At 62.3% G+C, this 20,156-nt stretch carries 12 protein-coding genes; 5 read left to right on the top strand and 7 right to left on the bottom strand.

What is annotated here, in order from left to right:
* Window positions 1-9 precede the first annotated feature (9 nt).
* Window positions 10-1,092 carry a hypothetical protein gene (locus V3390_RS02455; protein ID WP_331690149.1) on the bottom strand — a complete coding sequence of 361 codons (1,083 nt, stop codon included), beginning with the start codon at window positions 1,090-1,092 and terminating at the stop codon, window positions 10-12.
* Between the two features lie 77 nt (window positions 1,093-1,169).
* Complete coding sequence (locus tag V3390_RS02450; protein WP_331690148.1) at window positions 1,170-1,943, bottom strand: glycosyltransferase family 2 protein; 774 nt, start codon at window positions 1,941-1,943, stop codon at window positions 1,170-1,172.
* Window positions 1,944-2,039: 96 nt separating this feature from the next.
* Here V3390_RS02450 and V3390_RS02445 point away from each other — a divergent pair, with 96 nt between their 5' ends.
* The gene (locus tag V3390_RS02445) at window positions 2,040-2,738 is read left to right on the top strand and encodes a YdcF family protein (protein ID WP_331690147.1); all 699 of its coding nucleotides are present in this window, start codon (window positions 2,040-2,042) and stop codon (window positions 2,736-2,738) included.
* Between the two features lie 406 nt (window positions 2,739-3,144).
* Here V3390_RS02445 and V3390_RS02440 read toward each other — a convergent pair whose 3' ends face one another.
* On the bottom strand, window positions 3,145-5,397 hold the full coding sequence (locus tag V3390_RS02440) for a S9 family peptidase (protein WP_406805166.1): 2,253 nt from the start codon (window positions 5,395-5,397) through the stop codon (window positions 3,145-3,147).
* 81 nt (window positions 5,398-5,478) lie between these two features.
* Between V3390_RS02440 and uvrD the strand changes: the two genes are divergently transcribed.
* Window positions 5,479-7,692 (top strand): DNA helicase II, encoded by a 2,214-nt coding sequence (gene uvrD / locus V3390_RS02435; RefSeq protein ID WP_331703222.1) that lies wholly within the window; start codon window positions 5,479-5,481, stop codon window positions 7,690-7,692.
* Between the two features lie 153 nt (window positions 7,693-7,845).
* On the opposite strand, the gene V3390_RS02430 is transcribed toward uvrD, so the two are convergent.
* Window positions 7,846-8,142 (bottom strand): DUF2782 domain-containing protein, encoded by a 297-nt coding sequence (locus V3390_RS02430; protein ID WP_331690145.1) that lies wholly within the window; start codon window positions 8,140-8,142, stop codon window positions 7,846-7,848.
* A 74-nt stretch (window positions 8,143-8,216) separates the two neighbouring features.
* Between V3390_RS02430 and polA the strand changes: the two genes are divergently transcribed.
* Window positions 8,217-10,979, top strand: a complete 2,763-nt coding sequence (gene polA, locus V3390_RS02425) for a DNA polymerase I (RefSeq protein WP_331703221.1) — start codon at window positions 8,217-8,219, stop codon at window positions 10,977-10,979.
* Between the two features lie 371 nt (window positions 10,980-11,350).
* On the opposite strand, the gene hemF is transcribed toward polA, so the two are convergent.
* On the bottom strand, window positions 11,351-12,295 hold the full coding sequence (gene hemF / locus V3390_RS02420; RefSeq protein WP_331690143.1) for an oxygen-dependent coproporphyrinogen oxidase: 945 nt from the start codon (window positions 12,293-12,295) through the stop codon (window positions 11,351-11,353).
* Window positions 12,292-14,643 (bottom strand): S9 family peptidase, encoded by a 2,352-nt coding sequence (locus V3390_RS02415; protein ID WP_425493008.1) that lies wholly within the window; start codon window positions 14,641-14,643, stop codon window positions 12,292-12,294. The genes hemF and V3390_RS02415 overlap by 4 nt, the downstream gene beginning before the upstream one ends.
* A gap of 99 nt (window positions 14,644-14,742) precedes the next feature.
* Here V3390_RS02415 and V3390_RS02410 point away from each other — a divergent pair, with 99 nt between their 5' ends.
* Window positions 14,743-15,015, top strand: a complete 273-nt coding sequence (locus tag V3390_RS02410) for a YcgL domain-containing protein (protein WP_331690141.1) — start codon at window positions 14,743-14,745, stop codon at window positions 15,013-15,015.
* Window positions 15,008-18,133, top strand: coding sequence for an ankyrin repeat domain-containing protein (locus tag V3390_RS02405; RefSeq protein ID WP_331703219.1), 3,126 nt, complete (start codon window positions 15,008-15,010; stop codon window positions 18,131-18,133). The genes V3390_RS02410 and V3390_RS02405 overlap by 8 nt, the downstream gene beginning before the upstream one ends.
* Here V3390_RS02405 and V3390_RS02400 read toward each other — a convergent pair whose 3' ends face one another.
* On the bottom strand, window positions 18,134-19,963 hold the full coding sequence (locus tag V3390_RS02400; RefSeq protein WP_331703218.1) for a monovalent cation:proton antiporter-2 (CPA2) family protein: 1,830 nt from the start codon (window positions 19,961-19,963) through the stop codon (window positions 18,134-18,136). It lies immediately after the preceding gene.
* Between the last annotated feature and the right edge of the window lie 193 nt (window positions 19,964-20,156).

Genomic DNA, 20,156 nt, shown 5'->3' with positions numbered 1-20,156 from the left:
ACTCGCGCGTCAACGACCGAACCCGCCGGAGAAACCGCCGGCACTGCCGCGCGGATCGTCACGACGGTCGAACTCGTCTTCCTCATTGCGGGTGAACTCGGCAAGGCGGGCGAACATATGCACCAGCAGCCAGTCCAGGAACACGGCAATGCCCAGGTACACCCAGGTCTGAATCTTGTCCAGACGCGACAGCATCAGCGGCAGTAGGTGACCCCATTCGCCGATGTTGCGTGCGCTCTGAATATCCAGCGCCGGCTTGAAGCGATCGTCCTGCATCACGCTCGGCACTTCGGCGCGGACCTTGGTGGTCTGTTCGGCGTAGTTGGCGGCGATCACTTCGAGCTGATTGCGGGCCTGATGCAGGTCCAGACCGCTATCGACCTGTTTCTTGAGCGCGTTGAGCTTGGCGATCTGTTCGGCGCTGTTGGCTTGCACGGTGTTGTACAGACCGACGTGCGCGGCGGCAAACTCCGGCGACTTGGCCAGCAGTTCATCGATCTGTTCGTTGTAGCTGCGGATCAGCGCCTTGTTCTGCGAGCAGTCGACATTGTTGCCCGACAGCCGCGTAAAGGTCGGCAGTTCGGCCTTGATGCCGTCGAGAATCTCGCGGGCCTTGGGGCCATCGCCGCAGTTGCGCGGGTTGGCGATCTCCTGCGCCAGCTGTACTTTCAGGGCTTCGATGCGGGCGCGCTTGGCGTCGGCCTCCTTGTTGCCCGAGCCGGTGCGCAAGGTCAGCGGCAGGTCGGTGTACTGGCGGGTGGCCGCGTCAATGGACTCAACGTAGATGGTCTTGCCTTCGAGCTTGAGCATTAAGGTGTTGAAGACACCAATGGCGCTGATGCCGAGCAGGAAGATAAACAATGGCAGGTCGCCGCGAATGCCCTCTTTATGCCCGCCGATGATTTTGGCGATGAACCACGCCAGTAGCGCGGCCAGCGCGGCAATGACTGCGACCAGTCCCTGATGCATGGTGCCGTACAGCAGGTGGTACCAGCCAAACCCGAGAATGCCCAGAAACAGCAGTGAATACAGGACCAAGCCGATACCGCGAGCGCGCTGTTGGCTTTGTTTGGTGCCGTGGGGAGTGGCCATTGTTGGAGTTACCTGCAAGTAAAACGGATTTCCTGCTTTGATAGCAGAACCCGCAGGTAAATAACAGTGCTGTCCGTTTAGTCGTTAGCCGGCGGGTCAAAAATGACCGGCGGATGACGTCGGATTTCGCGGTACGTGTCAACCATGCTGCGACTGCTCAACACGCGTCGAACCACGTGCGACGTGATCCCGAATAGGTCGTGCAGCGGACGGAAGTGCGAAGCGCGGAATTCCTCTTCGGACTCCTGCGACGAATAGCGGCTTTCGATCGGCACCGACACCACGCGCGTGCCCAAGTGTTGCGCGGCGCTGATCAGAATCTCGGCTTCGAACACAAAGCCTTCGGCCGGTACATCCTGCAGCGCCATCACATTGGCGGGGTAGAAACGTTGGCCGCTTTGCGTGTCGGCGATCTGGTAGCCGGTGCCCCAGGCAATGCCCCAATCGCCGAAGTGATTGGCCATGGTGCGGTACTTGGGCTGCAGGGCCCGCTTTTTCAGGCGCGCGCCGATCACGATATGGTTCGGATACTGATTGGCTGCCGCCAGCAAACGGGGGATGTCATGGCCGGCATGCTGGCCATCGCCATCCATGGTGACGACGCCCTGCTTACCCAGTTCCAGAGCCTTGGCAAAGCCATCGCGCAAGGAGGCACCTTTGCCCATGCGCTCGGGGTGGCGCACCACTGTTACGTTCAAGCCGGCGATGCGTTCCAGCGTGGCGTCGGTCGAGCCATCGTCCACTACGATCACAGTCGGGCAGTAGCGCAGGGCATCGTCCACGACGCCGCGGATGCGCAGTTCCTCGTTCAGAGCGGGGATGACGACGGCAATGTCGTTAACAGTCAGCATGGGGCGGCGAAGTGTAATGATGTCGACAATTTGTGCCTGCAGTATAAGCGGATGGCCGTGATAAGGAATAAAATGGACCCTAGGGGAGTTCATCGTATGAAATCGCGTCTTCACCATCGTATCGCTCTGACGCTCGACCGTGATGTCCTGCAGGTCAGTGCCGTTGCCCTGGCTGCCACTATGGCCACGGCGGGTTTACTGTATGTGGCGTATTTCGCCCACGTAGTGCGGGTGGCGCGACGGGCTCCCATTGCCAGCGCCGAGGCCGATCAGGTCCTGCTGTTCGGAAAATTCTCGCCCGACGGCAAGCCCGACGACGATTTCGAAGCGCGGATCGCCCGTGCCGTTGAACTCCATCGCAGCAGCGAAGCCGCGCAAAAGCCCGTTTCCTGGGTCCTGTTGGGCGGCGGCGAGCCGGGCCAGCCGTCCGAGGCGGAAATCGCCCACCGCCAGCTAAGCGATCGCGGCGTGGCCTTTGGTGCGGGTCGTGTGCATCTGGAACAAATGTCCCGAGATACCTTGCAAAACCTGCAGAACGCGCGCGAGATGTTGCGCGCGGCCGGTAGCCGCAAGGTGGCGCTGCTGTCCAGCCGCTACCACCTGGCCCGCTGCCAGATCTACGCCCGCCAGCTGGGCTTTGACAGCGAGCTGCTGGCCGCCGAACCGCGCCTGCCGTGGCGTTGGACCACGTTTGGTTCGCTAGCCGGCGAGGCCGCCTACGTCATGCTCTCCGACATCGGCGCCCGCTGGGCCCGCCTCACCCGCAACGCCCGCATCCTCAAGCGCGTCACCTGACCCCCCACCATCCACCGCGCTTGCAATGCCGCCTGCGCCCCGATCGGCTGAATAGCCAACTGCAGCCCCATCGTTTCGAGAATCGCAGTAAGGCTGCTCAAGGCCGGATTATCTGCCGGCGATAGGGTGCGGTACAGCGGTGTCGGATCGTTTCGGTACAGCTCCGCCATGGCCTCGCCATTGGATTTGCTTCTCATGGAACCCCACCTGTCCTCCACCCTCCCACTTGCATTCGTTTATAAACGAACAGATGTCAAATCCCTTCTAGACCCCAAAAAGAAAGCCGGCATCCGCCGGCTCTCTATTCGCTTTTGCTCTTGCATTCGCTCTCGCTCTTGCTCTTGCTCTTGCTTTTGCTTTTGCTCTTTCTTTTTTGATTTTTGATTTTTGATTTCTAATTTCTGACTTACGGCTTGGCCGCAAGGCAGCGTCCGAAGTAGTCAGCAGTAAGGCGATAGCGATGCAAATTATCCTTGCCCTTGAGGCCGTGCTTGGCACCCGGATAGGTCATCAGCTCGAACGGTATAGCGCGCTGCTGTAGCGCGCTCATCAGCGCTGTGGAGTTGGTGAACAGCACGTTGTCGTCGGCCATGCCGTGGATCAGTAGCAGGGAGTTGGGGCGAATGCCTTCGACATGGGCTAACACGCGCGCGTTGGCGTAGCCGTCTTTATTGGCAGCCGGCAGGTTCATGTAGCGCTCGGTGTAATGCGTGTCGTACAGGGCCCAGTCGGTGACGGGCGCGCCGGCCACACCGCAGCGGTACACATCCGGAGCTTGCGCCAACATCATCAAGGTCATGTAGCCGCCGTTGGACCAGCCGTACACGCCCACGCGGGAAGCATCAATCTGCGGATACTTGGCCAGCATGGCTTTGACGCCGCGGACCTGGTCCTGCACTTCGACAGTGCCTTGCTTGCCGTACAGTGCGCCGCCGAAATCACGGCCGCGACGCGGGGTGCCGCGGTTATCCACGGAGAACACCACGTAGCCCTGCTGCGCGAAATACTGGTTCAGATCGGGCGCCCAGGCGTTTTTGACCGTCTGCGAAGCCGGGCCGCCGTACACATTGACGATCATCGGATACTTGCGCGTGGGGTCAAAATCTTTTGGCTTGAGGATCCAGTACTGCAGGTCGGTCTTGCCGTCGGCGGCTTTGAGGGTGCCGAATTCGCGGTTGATCTTGGCTTCGCGCAGGCTGTAGAAGGGATGCTCGGCCTTGTTGGTATCGTTCTCGACCAGGCGTTCCAGCAGGCTGCCGTCGGCGCGGTGCAGGGTGGTCTGCGGCGGCGTCAGGTCGTTGCTCCAAGAGTCCACGAACACCTTGCCGGACTTGGCAAAGCTGGCGGCGTGGTTGCCGGGTTCCCGGCTCAAGCGGCGGATTGCGCCACCGGCCAAGGGTACGGCGTAGATCTGCGCTTCGGTCGGGCTGTCCTTGCCGGCGGTGAAATAGACCATCCCGGCCGACTCATCCACGGCGTTGATCGCATCGACCGGCCATGGGCCCTGAGTTAGCTGGCGGATGATCTTGCCTTCGGCACTGACCAAATACAGATGCTCAAAGCCATCGCGCTCGCTGGACCAGACAAAATCGCCATTCTTCAGGAACTTAGGCGTGTCGGTCAGCGGCACCCAGGTGTTGGACTGTTCGGTCAGCAGGGTGCGTTGGGCGCCATCGGCCAGATTCACGGTGCGAAGGTCCAGTCGGTGCTGGTCGCGCGATTGCAGCTGATAGGTCAAGGTGCGGTCGTCGCGCCAGTCGACGCGGGGCAGGTAGATGTCCTGCTCATCGCCCAGTGCAATCCATTGCGGCTTGGGCTGTTCGTCGGTGACGTTCAACACACCCAGCTGGATGCGTACGTTCCTGTCGCCCGCTGCCGGGTAGCGCTGTTCCACCACCTCGGTGCGGTCGGGGTAGACCTCGTAGCGCTTCTGGATCGGCACCTGCGATTCGTCGATGCGCGTAAAGGCGATGCGATTGCCGTCGGGCGACCACCAGTAGCCGGTGTGGCGAGCCATTTCCTCGTCGGCCACGAATTCGGCCACGCCATTGGCGAACTGCGGTGCGGTGTCGTGCGTCAGGGCGCGGCTCTTACCCGTAGCAACATCGACCACCCACAGATTGCGGTCGCGGATATACGCCACGGTGCGGCCGTTGGGCGAGATCTTGGCATCGGTGGCAAAGCCATCGGCATCGCCGGTCAGGCGCGTGGATTTACCGGTGCGCAGATCGTAGATGTAGAGCTTGCCGCCCAGCGGGAACAGCAGCTGCTGGCCGTCCGGGGCGTACTGGTAATCAATGATGCCGCTGAGTGAGGCAATGCGCTGACGCTCGCGACGGGCCTTTTCGGCATCGCTGAGCACTTCGTCGCCGGGCAGGATGTCATCGGCGTTGACCAGCATGGAGCGCTTGCCGGTGGCGATGTCGTACTTCCACAGGTCCAGACGGTTCTTGTTGTCTGGGCGGCCTTGCAGATACGTGACCATGGAGCCGTCGGGTGCAACCTTGACGCGAGTCAGCGAGGGGCCGGACAGCGAGACGTCACCGGCCAGGCCTTCGATCGTAAGTTGGGTAGGCGATTCAGTCACGGCGTGGCTCATCACTGGGGCAGACAATCCAAGAGCAAGAGTGGCGGCAAGGGCAAGACGGATGGGTTGCATAAGAACTCCGGTCGAATGAATCAGTCTAGCGCAGGCATTAGTCGGCCAAGGGGTGGCAAAAGTCACGGGTTAAAATAGGGGATGGACGTTTCTCACTTGCTCGATGACCTCAATCCCGCCCAACGCGAGGCGGTAAGCGCCGAAGCCGGCCATTATCTGGTGCTGGCCGGGGCGGGCAGCGGCAAGACCCGCGTGCTGACCCATCGCATTGCGTGGCTCAACGAGGTGATGGGCGTGCCGACGTTCGGCATTCTGGCGGTTACCTTTACCAACAAGGCGGCGGCTGAAATGCGCCACCGGGTCGAGCAGCAGCTGCGCGGCGGCACTCGCGGCCTGTGGATCGGCACCTTTCACGGCATCGCCCACAAGCTGCTCCGTCTGCACAGCAACGATGCCAAGTTGCCGGAGTCGTTCCAGGTCTTGGATAGCGATGATCAGCTGCGCCTGGTCAAACGGGTCGTGCGCGATCTGGAGATCGACGAGGCGCGCTTCCCGCCCAAACAGATCGCTTGGTGGATCAACGGCCAGAAAGACGAGGGCAAGCGGCCGGAGCATTTTCAGCCTTCGGCCAATGATCCGTTCGGACGCGTGATGCAGTCGTGCTATCAGGAATATCAGGCCCGTTGCGATCGCGCCGGTCTGGTCGACTTTGCCGAGCTCCTACTGCGCGCGCACGAGCTGCTGCGCGATCAGCCGGCCTTGCTGTCGCACTACCAGCGTCGCTTTGGCGAGATTCTGGTCGATGAGTTCCAGGACACCAACCGCATCCAGTACGCCTTTATTCGACTGTTGGCCGGTGACAGCGGGCACGTGTTCGTCGTCGGTGACGATGACCAGGCCATCTACGGTTGGCGCGGCGCCAAGGTCGAGAACGTGCAGCACTTCCTGCGCGATTTCCCCGGCTCGCGCACGATCAAGCTCGAGCAGAACTACCGTTCCACCTCGACGATTCTCAACGCGGCCAACGCGGTCATCGAACACAATCCCGACCGGCTCGGCAAACGCCTGTGGACCTCGGCCGAGGACGGCGAACGCATTGACGTGTTCGCCGCCTACAACGAGCAGGACGAAGCGATGTTCGTCGCCGACCGCGTGCTGCAATGGATCGATGGCGGGGGTTCCTACGCCGACAATGCCATCCTGTACCGTTCCAACGCCCAGTCGCGCGCCTTCGAAGAAGTGCTCCAGCGCGAAGGCATTCCGTACCGTGTGTACGGTGGCTTCCGATTCTTTGAACGCGCCGAAATCAAGGATGCGCTGGCCTACCTGCGCCTGATCGCCAACCGTTCCGATGACGCCGCCTTTGAGCGGGCGGTCAATACGCCGACGCGTGGCATCGGTGAGCGGACCATGGAGGCCGTGCGTCAGCAGGCTTCGGCCGGTTCGATCTCGCTGTGGGAGGCTTCGCTGAACGTGCTGGCAGCGCGGCAGTTGCGCGGCGCCGGTCACAATGCCCTGGCGGCCTTCCTGCAGTTGCTCGAGCAACTCGCCGAAGAAGTCGCCGACCTGGACCTCAAGGACAAAATCGATCACGTGCTGGCCCGCAGTGCCCTGCGCGAGTTCCATGCCAAGGATGCACGCGGACTCAGCGTCGGTGAATCCAAGGTCGAGAACTTGGACGAACTGGTTTCGGTTGCCGAGCGTTTCCGTGCCGCCGAGATCAGCGACGACGAGGGCGTGGAGATGAGTGAGCTGGTGGCCTTCCTCAGTTATGCGTCACTAGAGGCGGGCGAAGGCCAAGCCGATGCTGCCGCCGACTCGGTCCAGATGATGACCCTGCACAGCGCCAAGGGCCTCGAGTTTCCGCAGGTCTTCCTGGTCGGCCTCGAGGAGGGCGTGTTCCCGTCGTCGCGTTCCACCGAGGCCGAGGACCGCATGGAGGAAGAGCGCCGGCTGGCCTATGTCGGCATCACGCGGGCACGGCAACGGCTGTCCATCAGTTGGGCGCAGGCGCGTCGCATCCACGGTACGGAGATGTACGGCATGGAGTCGCGGTTCCTGCGCGAGATTCCGGCGAATTTGCTCAATGAGTTGCGGCCCAAGACGCGGCCTTCGTCATCGTTCCAGCGTGGGGGCGGTCAGTACGGTGCGCCTGCCTTCCAGCGGCACTCCATCGAGGAAGCGTCCCCGATCCCCTTGGGCGCCCGTGTCAGCCACGCCAAGTTTGGCGAAGGCACCGTCTCGGACATCGAGGGTTCGGGCGATCATGCACGCATCCAGGTGCACTTTGACGAAGCCGGTGCCAAGTGGCTAGTCCATAAGTTCGCAGCGCTAACGCGCGTCGCGAACGAGTAACTGGAAAATGGAAAATGGAAGTTGGTAACTGGTAATAGCAAAGGCAACGGCAACGGCAAAAGCAAAAGCGCAAGCGCTCACCATTTACCCGCTTTTGCTTTTGCTGTTGCCTCTACCAGTTACCAACTCCCATTTTGCATTTCCCTTTTCTACTTACCAACCAAACAGGCGCCAGTACACGCGGGCAACGCCGTCGCGCTTGTCGAGCACGCCGTCATTGTTCTCGTCGCGAATGTAATACGGGGCCCCGCCCGAGGGCGTGACCTTGATCAGACGCAGTTGTCCGGCGACGCGGTATTCGGTCACCAGATCGCCGTTTTCGGCCATGCGCTCGGTCACGACGGCGCCGGTCAGCTGGCGTGACGGGTCGTTGGTGGTGGCGCAGGCGGCCATTGTCAAAGCCATAGCAGCAGCGGTGGCAAACAGGGTGGTGCGGGCGCGCAGGTTCATGAGCGGTGTCAAATCAACGGATATCCACGCCATTATGCGCCAACCGCAGGGATTGGGGCACGTAAAATGGGTGGATGAAAACCCTCACGCTAATTGACGGAAGCAGCTACCTGTTCCGCGCCTTCCACGCCCTGCCGCCGCTGACCAATGCCGATGGCGAGCCGACCGGGGCCCTGTTCGGCGTCGTCAACATGCTGCGGGCCCATCTCAAGGAGCAGCCCGACTACATCGTGTTCGTGATGGATGCTTCGGGCAAGACCTTCCGTAACGATCTGGACCCGCAGTACAAGGCCAACCGGCCGCCCATGCCCGACGAGCTGCGTCAGCAGATCGAGCCCCTAAAGGCCATCGTGCAGGGGCTGGGCGTCAAGTTGCTGAGTATCCAGGGTGTCGAGGCCGATGACGTGATCGGCACGCTAGCCACCACCGGCGCGGCGGAGGGCCTGGCGGTCAAGATCTCCACTGGCGACAAGGACTTTGCGCAGTTAGTAGGCCCCGGCATCCGTCTGGTCAACACCATGACCGGCAGTCAGCTGGATAGCGATGAGGCGGTCGTCGCCAAGTTCGGCGTGCGCGCCGATCAGATCGCCGATTTCCTGGCGTTGATGGGCGACAAGGTGGACAACATCCCCGGCGTCGAAAAATGCGGCGAAAAAACCGCGGCCAAATGGCTCAATCAGTACGGCACCTTGAGCGATGTCATCGAACACGCCGAAGAGTTCACCGGCAAGATCGGCGAGTACCTGCGCGCCGCACTGCCGCGTCTGCCGCTCAACCGCGAGCTGACCACGATCCGCACCGATCTGGAGTTGGGGGTCGAGCCCGATGATCTGGCGCGCAAGGCGCCCGATATCGAGGCGCTCACCACTCTGTTCACACGCTACGGCATGAAGCAGGCGCTCAAAGATGTCACCGGTGGCGAGTCGGAGTCGGCGGGCAAAGCGCCCGCCCGTCGCGGTGCCGGTAGCGACGGCGGTGTGGTCGAGCCGAGTGCCGCGCCCGCCGCCGAGTGGGCCCAGGAGGGCAGCTACGAGACCGTGCTGTCGGTGGAATCGCTGCAGGGATGGGTCGCGCAGTTGCAGTCGGCCGATGAGTTTGCCTTCGACGTGGAGACCGACAGTCTGGACCCGATGCGGGCGAATCTGGTCGGCATCAGTCTGGCCATCGAACCGTTTAAGGCTTGCTACATTCCGTTGGCGCATCGGTACCCGGGGGCGCCGGCGCAGTTGGATCTCACGATGGTGCTTGATGCCCTGCGACCGGTCATGACGGATCCTGCCAAGCGCAAAATCGGGCAGCACGGTAAGTACGATCTGCAGGTGCTGCAGCGGCACGGTCTGATGGTCCAAGGCTATGCCGACGACACCATGCTCGAGAGCTTTGTGCTCAACACCACCATTACGCGTCATGACATGGACAGTCTGGCCAAGCATTATCTGGGCTACACCACGGTGCAGTTCGGCGATGTGGCCGGCAAGGGCAAAAAGCAGCTGACCTTTGATCAGGTCGAGCTGGAACCCGCCACGCGGTATGCCGCCGAGGATGCCGACGTCACCATGCGTCTGCATCGGGTCTTGCGTCCGCAGTTGCAGGCCATCCCGAGTCTCGAGGCGGTCTATCGGGACATCGAGATGCCGTTGGTGCCGGTGTTGCGCAAGATCGAGGCCAACGGCGTCAAGGTCGATGCCGATGTGCTCCGTGCGCAATCGCAGGATCTGTCTTCGCGCATGGTCGAGGCGCAACAGACCGCCAATCATCTGGCAGGTCGGCCGGTCAATCTGGATTCGCCCAAGCAGTTGGGCGCCTTGCTGTTCGACGAGTTGGGTCTGCCGGCGGTGATCAAGACGCCGGGTGGGGCGCCTTCGACCAATGAAGAAGCGCTCGAAGCGATTGCCGATCAGCATGAGTTGCCGCGCATCATCCTGCAGTACCGGGGCCTGGCCAAGCTGCGCAGCACCTATACCGACAAGTTGCCAGAGATGATCAATCCGGAGACCGGTCGTGTGCATACCAGTTATCACCAGGCGGGCGCGGCCACGGGGCGCTTAGCATCCAGTGATCCGAACCTGCAGAACATTCCGATCCGTACCGCCGACGGACGGCGCATCCGTGAGGCGTTCATCGCGGAGCCCGGCAATCGGATCGTTGCCTGCGACTACTCGCAGATCGAGCTGCGGATCATGGCGCACCTGTCCGACGATCCGGCCTTGCTGGCCGCCTTTAACGGCGGTGAGGACGTGCACAAGGCCACCGCCGCCGAAGTGTTTGGCGTGCCCTTAGCTGAGGTGTCCGGTGATCAGCGCCGTGCCGCCAAGGCCATCAACTTTGGTCTGATGTATGGCATGAGTGCCTTTGGGCTGGCGCGCCAGTTGGGGGTGCCGCGGGGTCAGGCGCAGGATTACATCGCTGCCTACTTTGAGCGCTATCCGGGCGTGCGCGCGTTCATGTCCGAGGCGCGGGCCAAGGCGGCTGAACAAGGCTATGTCGAAACCGTGTTCGGTCGGCGTCTGGTGCTTGCAAATATCCATGCGCGCAACGCGGCGCTGCGGGCCGGTGCCGAGCGGGCCGCCATCAACGCGCCAATGCAGGGCACAGCGGCCGACATCATCAAACGGGCCATGGTTGACATCGATCAGTGGATGAGCGAACTACGGCTCGAGCAGAAGCGGCTTCGGATGGTTCTGCAGGTGCACGACGAACTCGTCTTTGAGGTCGAGGAGTCGCTAGTCGAAGAAATCACCGCCGGGGTCAAACAGCGCATGAGCGCCGCTGCCAGCCTAAAGGTACCGCTAGTGGTGGACTCGGGCGTCGGCCTGAACTGGGAACAGGCCCATTGAACCGAGCAGCAGTCCACGGACAGTCCGCCCGAGGCCTTTCATCAGAGTGAATTGAACATAAATAATTTCGGAAAATAAAACCGGTTTAACGGTTTCAAAACGCGACTTTGTGTTTTCATAACGGTGTCGGGCGCAATACCCGACACGCGGAGGGCATAACCCACCCCTCGATGCTCTCCGTACTGAAATAGAGCCCTCCCCTGGCACTATTTCCAAGCCTCACAGGACCACCCCTTCCTGTGAGGCTTTTTTATTGGGACGCACCCATTTAAAAATTCGTTAATAGGGTCGTACCCCATAAAAATGGGGTACGACCCTATTAACATCGAATTAATTGGGTACGTCCCAATTTTTGATTTTTGATTTTTGATTTATTTTTTCTCGCGGAGCCATTCACGCGGCACGAGATACTCGGACAGCCGCGCCTCTTCGCCGGTGGGTTGATAGCCGTATTCCCAGCGCACGAGCGGCGGCAGCGACATCAGGATGGACTCCGTACGGCCACCCGATTGCAGGCCGAAGTGCGTACCGCGATCGAGCACCAGATTGAACTCGACATAGCGACCACGACGGTACAGCTGGAACTGCCGCTGGCGATCGCCGTAGGGCGTGTCTTTGCGGCGCTCGACAATCGGCAGATAGGCATCGAGGAAACCGTCGCCCACTGCGCGCTGATACGCGAAATCGGTTTCAAAGTCGGTCTGCAGATCATCAAAGAAGAGACCGCCGACGCCGCGCGTTTCACTGCGGAACGGCAAGTAGAAGTAACGGTCGCACCAGTCCTTGTGCTCCTGATAGCGCTGCTGGCCGCCGAACGGCTCGCACAGACCACGCGCCACCTGGTGCCAGCCGATGACGTCCTCGTCGAACGGATAGAATGGCGTCAGATCGAAGCCACCGCCGAACCACCATGCCACCGTTTCGCCGTCGCGGATGGCACGGAAAAACCGCACGTTGGCATGCGTCGTGGGCACGTAGGGATTGCGCGGATGAAACACCAACGACACGCCGCACGCATTCCACGAAGCGCCATTGAGCTCCGGACGTGCCGCCGTTGCGGAAGGCGGCAACTTGGTGCCGGCCACATCGGAGAATCCGATGCCGCATTGCTCGAACACCCCGCCATCACGCAGGATGCGCGTGCGGCCACCGCCGCCCTCGGGCCGATCCCAGATGTCCTGCTGAAACTTGGCACTGCCATCGGCCTGTTCGATGCCGGCGCAGATACGGTCCTGCAAACCCAGCAGATACTCGCGGACGCGGGTGAATTCGATATCGGTCGCGCCCGACGAGGGCACGTTGCGAACAGCGGTCATTTCAGTTCGGTCTCAAACAGTTCGTAGATGCGGCGATATTCGTCGTACCAGGAATCGGAGTTGACGAAGCCGTGGCGCTCCATGGGGTAGCTGGCCAATTCCCAACGGGTCTTGCGCAGCTCGATCAGACGTTGCGCCAACATCACCGAATCCCGGTAGAAGACGTTGTCATCAATCATGCCGTGCGCAATCAGCAGACGATCTTGCAGCTGATCCGCGTAGTAGATCGGCGACGACTTGCGGTACGCCTCGGGGTCGAGCTCCGGCGTGTTGAGAATGTTCGATGTGTACTCGTGGTTGTATTGCGCCCAGTCGGCCACAGGACGCAGCGCGGCGCCGGCCTTAAACGTGCCCGGTGCACGCATCAGCGCCATAAAGGTCATGAAGCCGCCGTAGGAACCGCCGTAGATACCGGCCTTGTCCTTGTCGCCTTGCTTATTGGCAACGACCCAGTCGAGCGCGTCCAGATGATCTTCGAGCTCCGGATGGCCCATCTGCCGGTAGATCGCCGTACGCCAATCGCGGCCGTAACCCTCGGACGCGCGATAGTCGATGTCCATCACGACATAACCGCGTTCCACCAGCAGGTTGTGGAACATCTGCTCACGGAAATAGGCCGGATAACGCTGCGAGACGTTCTGCAGATAACCGGCACCGTGGACAAAGAACACGATCGGATACTTACGGCCGGCTTCATACTTGGCGGGGCCGTAGAACTTGCCCCAGATGGTGCCCGCACCGTGCTTGGAGGGAATCTGCACGTACTCGGGCTGGATCCAGGTGCGGCTCTTGAACTCGGGGCTGCGCGTATCTGTCAGCGCCGTGGCCTGACCGCCGTTGAGCGGAATCGTGGCCACCTGTGTCGGCAGGTAGCTGCCCGAGTAACGCACCAGAATGCGCTGCTGATTGGGCGCGATGGCATAGCCTTCGACCCCTTTCAACGAGGTCAGCTCACGCACCGAACCGCCGTCGCGATTGACGGTGCACAGCTCGTACGTGCCCGGGTTGGCGCGATTGCAGACAAAGAAGAACTGCTTGCCGGCGCGATCGAGCGTCACGTCGGAGGCCTCCCAACGGCCGGAGGTCAGGGCCTTGCCTTCGAGATAGAGATGCGAATAGCCCGACTGCTCGGACAGATACCACAGGCGGTTATCGGGCGTGTAGCCGAAATCGTTGAAGTTCCAGTTGATCCAGGCCGGGTCGGTCAGACGATGACGGCTGACGGCGGCGACGCTATCGAACTTGCCCTTGGGTGCGAGCGAAACGATCCAGCGGTCTTTGTTGTCCACGGCGCGGACCATGAAGGCCACCTCGTCACCGCCGGCAGTCCAATGCACGGCCGTGCCGCTGTCATCGCCATCGGTCTGGATGCGCACGGCGCGCGAACCCTTGAGGGGATCCTTGCCGGCTTTGGCGCGCAGGTCCTTAAGCGGATCGACCTGGATGCCGGGCAGGCCATCGAGCGCAATCTGCCGTGCCTTGCCCGCCTGCACATCGACCAGCCAGACTTGCTGATTGACTGGATCGGTGCGACCGACCAGCGTGCGCGAGGATTCCGGCTCGGTGTAACCGGTCTCGGTGATCCATTTGGGTGTGTTGGTTTCGCGGCCAGTGTCGGCGCCCTTTTCTTGCGTGATTGCCAGCATCCAGCGGCCGTTGGGCGACAACGAGGTGCTCTGGATCTCAAAGTTGCCGTCAATATAGGCCGAAGGCGAGGCCTGCGTCGGATCCTCGGCGCGCCAGTCACGGCTCTGGGCGGCGGCGGCCTGCTTGCGGGCCACGTCATCGCGCAGCGTCTTGAACAGCGCCAACTGTTGCTGCTGCAGCGTGTCGCGCTTGGGTTCGACTGCCGGATCCTTGCCAACCTTGACCGGCGCAATGGCCGTCACACCGGCGTTCGGACGCCAGACAAACCAATCCTTGCCGCTGCGATAGACCAGCTGCCCGTCGGCTGACCACTGCGGCGAGGCCTCTTCCGTAACGCTGCGGGTGACTTGAATCAGACGACCCGAGCTGAGTTCGCGCACAAACACATCGCCATTCCGTACGAAGGCCATGCGGGCGCCCTGCGTATCCGACACGGGATAAGCGCCGTCGATTTCGGCGCGTTGCGCACCGGTCAGCTTGCGCGTGCCGCGGCTTTCCTGCTCGACCTGGAACTGATCGCGCACGTTGCTGTCGGTGCGCTGCTGCGTGTAATTGACCGTGCGACTGTCCCACGACCACCACGCACTTTCTACCGGGCGACCGATCCAATCGGGATTGGCCATGGCCTGTTCCAGCGTGACGGGAGTCGGGTCCTGTGCCCGAGCGACGGAGGCGAGAACTAAACAGCACGCAACGAACAGCGGTCGGACCATGAAAATCACCCGTAAAAATAGTGCTAAAAGCATAGCATTTGCTATGCTGAAGCGGTTCCGGCACCGGTTGTCCCTCAGCGCTTATCCATGCAAGTTTTCGTTTACCGCAGCGTCCGCAAGCAGGGCGCGTATCTGTACGTGTCACGCCGTGACGCGTTTGATGCCGTGCCGCCACCTATTCTGCAATCGCTGGGTCGCCTGGATTTCGCACTGGAATTTGAGCTCACCCCTGATCGCAAGCTCGCCCGTGAGGATGCCGCCACCGTGCTGCAGCATCTCAAGGAGCGTGGCTTTCATCTGCAGCTGCCGCCTAACACCAACTTCGATCCCATGACCGATGACTGGGGGACCGATGCCTAAGTCATCCAGCTGGTGGCAGAAGCTGCTGCGTTCTCCGGCAAGTGCATCACAACGGCGCGAGCGTCTGGAGCCGGGCAGTGCCGATCACGACCACGCCCCCTTGGCGCGCGATGACTGGAGCAACGTCCCCGAAGCGCCTGAGTCCCTGCGTGATCTGAAATGGGCAGATAGCCCGTTGCGCGCCAAACCGCGCAGCGCACCCGCACCGTCGCCCGCTCCTGCGCATATTCCGCATGCGGTGCCGACGCCGCCCGAACTGGCACCGCCCGTTAGTGGTGATCCGTCGCTCGGCCTTCGTAAGCGTCGAGTCCATACCGATCAGCCGCAGTCCGAGTTGTTGAGTGCCGAGCTCGAAGAGGCGCCCGAGGCGGTCGCCGCACTGGTCCCTTCAGGCGCGGAACTGGCCCTGCCGACCGATGTCGTGTCGCTCGACAGCGATGGTCCGCTGATTGACCTGGCTTCGTATCCCGATGACGAGCCGGCTGCAGAACCTGCTGCCGAGACGCCCGCACGCGATCCGCGCTTGGATCTGGCTCTGTACGAGGCAGCCCGCGCCGGTCGCGTCGAAGAGGCGCTTGCTTTGCTCGAGCAGGGCGCTGACCCGCATGCCGGCCCCGCCGAATCCTCGCGCGATCGTCGCCATCTGCCCCTGATCGCTGCGGTCTTGCCTGACTTGCGTCTGCTGCGGGCGCTGATTGCGCGCGGCCTGTCGGTCAACGAGACCTCAAACGGCGTCACGCCCTTGCTGGCCGCCTGCAAAGACAGCTGGCACGGCCGTCCCGATGCGGTCATGACTCTGATCGCCAACGGCAGCGATGTGCGTCAGACCGATCCCGATGGCAACACGCCGCTGCATCATGCCGCGCGCAGTTCCGATCCCGGCGTCGCCGCCATGCTGCTCGATGCCGGCGCCTCGCTCGATGCACTCAACCACGCCGGCCAGTCGCCGCTGGGCACCGCCATGGAGTCGGGCAACTTCCGACTGGCGCGGTTCCTGCTCGACAAGGGCGCCGGCATCCAGCTCAACGGCGGTCGCTCACCCCTGTTCGATGCGGCCGCCATTGACGATGACGACATCGGCGGCGTGCAGCTGCTGCTGCGCCACAAGGTCAAGGTCAACGTCCAGGACGCACAGGGTCGCACCCCGCTGCAGCTGGCCGCACAACATGGCAATGCTGACATTATCGGTCTGCTGCTCGAGGCCGGTGCCGACCCGCTGATCCGCGATCAGGACGGCATGAACGCACCCCTGCATGCGGTGGCTGGCGGTCGCGGTCTGGCCTTCAAACGGTTACACGAGGCCCTAAGCGGCACGCCGGCGGCGAACTGGTCCGTTGACGGTGCGGGCAATACGGCCCTGCACTGGGCTCTCAATGCCGAAGGCACCACCGCCGATCTGGTCGGGCAACTGCTCGCTGCCGGTGTTGATGCGCAGGCCGTCGACCGTGAGGGCCGACGCCCTGTCGATCTGGCCGCCCGCAACGGCCGCTGGAAGTTGCTCTCCGCACTCGATCCCGATTACGAGCTCCCAAGCTCCCTGCGCGAGCTCGATGGCGATGGCTCCTCGCAAGATGCCTCGCCGATTGCCTTGCTGCGTGAGGCCCTGGATCAGGGCGACCCGACCCCGCGCGCCGATCTGGTGCCGCTGTTGTCGGCCCGCGATCTCGGATTGCTGATGCATCGCATTGATGCCTTGCCGACACCGGAGCGCATCCGCTGGTTGCTGCAGCAGGGTGCGGATCCGCAAGTGCCCGATATGCGTGGCGATGTGCTGGCCTTCCACCTGATGGATCGGATGCCGGCCGCTGCCGATGCACTGCAAGTCCTGCTCGATGCCGGCCACTCGCCGTCCGGTCATGGCGGGTTTGCGCGCTTTCTGCACAGTGTTGCGCAATCGGTCGGTAAGCCGGTATGGACTCCCGAGATCGCCTCGCGCATGCAGACCATGGCGATCGATTTGCTGAACCGCGGTGCCGATCCGTTTGGTCGTGACTTGCTCGGTCAGGGCGCGCTGGAGCATGCGGTGCGCCTGGGCTGGGTGCCGGTAGTGACGCGCCTGCTGGAGATCGGCCTGGATCCGAATCGGCCGGCCGCGCGCGGTCTGTCGCCGCTGTACCTGGCCACCGAGCAGGGCAGCGAGCCCATGGTCCGCGCACTGATTAAGGCCGGCGCGTCGCCCAATGCACTCGCGGCCGATGGCCAGTCCCCGCTGGGCGTTGCCTTGGCCAGTGGCGATGACCAACTGGCCCGCTGGCTGGACTGGCGTCAGTGGAACTTCCCGCGACGTCCCTTGCGCGGCAGCGATCTGCCTGCAGCGGCCATGGTCGGTGACCTGGAGGCGGTCCGCCGCCTGCTCGACTTGGGCTTCGATGTCGACTCGCAAGATGACCGCTCCTGCACTGCCTTGCTGCGGGCCGCCGGTGGCGGTCACCGCGCCGTCGTGCAGTTGCTGCTGTCACGCGAGGCCAGCCCGCAAATCGCCGCCACCTCCGGCGCGACGCCGCTGTCCGCAGCCGCCAGCATGCGCCAGCTCGATATCGTCGATGACCTGATCGCCGCCGGCGCCAACGTCAACAAGACCTTGCCCGGCGAGTTGTCGGTACTGAACCTGTCCGCGGCGCTGGGACTGCCCGACGTGGCGGACCGTCTGCTCAAGGCCGGCGCCGATTTCAACGTGCGCGATGCGCGTGGCCGCACCGCCTTGCATTGCGCTGCCATGCAGGCCTTCACGGCAACCGATAGCGAGCGCGTGCTCGAGCTGTTTCGTGTGCTGCTCGATAATGGCGGCCGCGCGTACATCAACTCCGAAGCGGCCGGTGCCACGCCGTTGCTGATGCTGCTCGGATCCGTTGCCGAACCCGGCACGCAGGCCAACGAGACGGTGATCAATGCGGCGCTGCGTGTGCTGCTCGATGCCGGCGCCAGCCTGGAGACACAGGATCCGCGCGGATTTACGCCGCTGCATCTGGCGGCCTTGCACGGCCTGCCGTCGGTGGTGCGCCAGCTGCTCATGGCCGGTGCCGACCCCGAAGCGCGTGACTCACTCAACCGTCGCGCCCAGGAACTGGCGCTAATGCGCGGCTATATAGATATCAGCGCCGAGCTCGAAGCGCACTAACTACGGGGTCCGATCGAGATCGATCGCCTCGTCGACGCTCGCATCGGCATCGAACAGCTCTTCGAGCTGCTTGCGAGCGGAGCCCGCTGTGTTGCGTAATTGCTCCGGATCGTCATAGATCAGGAACTGATCCTGCAGGAGCTTTTCGTCCCAGCGGGCAAAGCGTGCGGTGCGTTGCTTGGCGGTTTCCGGATCGCTGCCCAGTGCCTCGAGCACCTGACGGCTCAGTTCCATGCTGGAGTAGAACATTTCCCGCACCGGTATTGCACCCATGTCCATCAGCTCCCAGGCATGTTGGCGATCGCGCGCACGCGCAAACACCTTGGCCTCGGGATACATGCGACGAATAATCCGCACGGTACGCTTGTTGTCATCGCTCTTTTCCAGCGCAATCACAAACACTTTGATATTGGCGCCACCGGCCGCACGCAACAGACCCGGTCGCGCCGAATCGCCGTAATACAGCGTGTTACCGAAGCGGCGCATGAAACTCACCTGTTCGGCCGAGTTGTCGATGGCTACGTAGTGAATCTTGTGCGCCGTCAGGAAACGGCCGACGATCTGTCCGAACCGGCCAAAGCCGGCAATCATGACCTGCGCGTTGGCGCCGGCATCGGCCGGGATGTCGTCGTAGACCGGTCCGCCTTCCTGACGATCAGCAATCCGCTCGCGTTCGCGCACCATCGGTACCAGACGACCGATTAGCGACACCATGATCGGCGTCAGCGCCATGGACAGCGACACCACGGCAACCAGTTGATCGTTGAGCGCCTGCTCGATCAGACGATTCGCCACGGCCTGGTTCAAGATCACGAAGGCGAATTCGCCACCTGTTGCCAGCACGGCGGCCAGCTGCAGCGATTGCAGATGGTTCAGCTTGCCGGTGAACCGACCCACGCCATAGAGGACTGCGAATTTCACGGCCACCAGCAGGGTCAGCATGACCAAGATGCGCACCGGTTCGGTGACCACCACATCCATGTTGACGCTCATGCCAACCGCAATAAAGAACAGGCCCAACAGTAGACCCTTGAACGGTTCGATCTGTGATTCCAGCTCGTGACGGAACTCGGATTCGGCCAGCAGCACACCGGCGATAAAAGCGCCTAGGCCCGCGGACAGGCCGACGTTGGCCATCAACCATGCCGAACCCAGCACCACCAACAGCGATGCGCCCGTAAAGACCTCGGGGATGGATGTGCGGGCCACGATCCGGAACAGGTGCTTCAAAGCAATACGGCCAATCAGCAGCAGCGCCAGGAACCCGCCCACCGCCTTGAGAAAGGCGGCCATGGACAGGCCTTCCTCGGAACGAAGAGAACCCAACAGCGGCACCGCAGCCAGCAAAGGAATCGCGACCAAGTCCTGCAGCAACAAGATCGCAAATGCCAGTCTGCCGTGTTCTTCGAGCAGTTCCTTGCGCTCAGCCAGGAGTTGCAGACCCACAGCGGTCGAGGACATCGCCAAGGCCGCACCCACCACGAAGGCCGTGCGGTCCGACAGACCCAACAGCTCGCCCAGGAACGCCAGCGCAACGGCGGATACCAGCCACTGCAGACCGCCGCTGACGAAGATCGGGCGCCGCATGACTTTGAGGCGCGTGATGGACAGCTCGAGGCCGATCAGGAACAGCATCATGACCACGCCGATTTCGGACGCGGCCAGGATGCGCTCGGGATCACTGATGATGCGCAGGCCGGCGGGGCCTAGCAGGACACCCGCGGCAAGATAAGCCAGCACCGCGCCAAAGCCGAACCGCTTGAACAGCGGAACCGCGATTACGGCTGCCAGCAGAAAGACGATAGGAAGCGATAGGGCGTCGTGGTGCATAGGAGTAGGAATGAGTATTCAGAAGTGAGGAGTGAGAAATGAAGAGTGAGAAATTAGTGCCGATGTCTGACACTTTAACGGGAAAGCCCCGCGAACTAACGGGAAAGTCCGGCAAAGCGGATAAAAGTGGGCGGTAGAACAAAAAAACCGCGGACTGAACCCCGCGGCCTTTTTGATTTTTGATTTCACGCGT

The organism is Aquilutibacter rugosus, assembly GCF_036541335.1.
Lineage (GTDB): Bacteria > Pseudomonadota > Gammaproteobacteria > Xanthomonadales > Xanthomonadaceae > Aquilutibacter > Aquilutibacter rugosus.
Note: the sequence above shows the minus strand (reverse complement) of the source record. Positions and strands in the feature narration are given on the sequence as shown.

Coding starts and splice junctions, on each gene's coding strand:
- V3390_RS02455 (WP_331690149.1), bottom strand. CDS start 1,092: ATGGCCACTCCCCACGGCACCAAACAAAGCCAACAGCGCGCTCGCGGT.
- V3390_RS02450 (WP_331690148.1), bottom strand. CDS start 1,943: ATGCTGACTGTTAACGACATTGCCGTCGTCATCCCCGCTCTGAACGAG.
- V3390_RS02445 (WP_331690147.1), top strand. CDS start 2,040: ATGAAATCGCGTCTTCACCATCGTATCGCTCTGACGCTCGACCGTGAT.
- V3390_RS02440 (WP_406805166.1), bottom strand. CDS start 5,397: ATGCAACCCATCCGTCTTGCCCTTGCCGCCACTCTTGCTCTTGGATTG.
- uvrD (WP_331703222.1), top strand. CDS start 5,479: ATGGACGTTTCTCACTTGCTCGATGACCTCAATCCCGCCCAACGCGAG.
- V3390_RS02430 (WP_331690145.1), bottom strand. CDS start 8,142: ATGAACCTGCGCGCCCGCACCACCCTGTTTGCCACCGCTGCTGCTATG.
- polA (WP_331703221.1), top strand. CDS start 8,217: ATGAAAACCCTCACGCTAATTGACGGAAGCAGCTACCTGTTCCGCGCC.
- hemF (WP_331690143.1), bottom strand. CDS start 12,295: ATGACCGCTGTTCGCAACGTGCCCTCGTCGGGCGCGACCGATATCGAA.
- V3390_RS02410 (WP_331690141.1), top strand. CDS start 14,743: ATGCAAGTTTTCGTTTACCGCAGCGTCCGCAAGCAGGGCGCGTATCTG.
- V3390_RS02405 (WP_331703219.1), top strand. CDS start 15,008: ATGCCTAAGTCATCCAGCTGGTGGCAGAAGCTGCTGCGTTCTCCGGCA.
- V3390_RS02400 (WP_331703218.1), bottom strand. CDS start 19,963: ATGCACCACGACGCCCTATCGCTTCCTATCGTCTTTCTGCTGGCAGCC.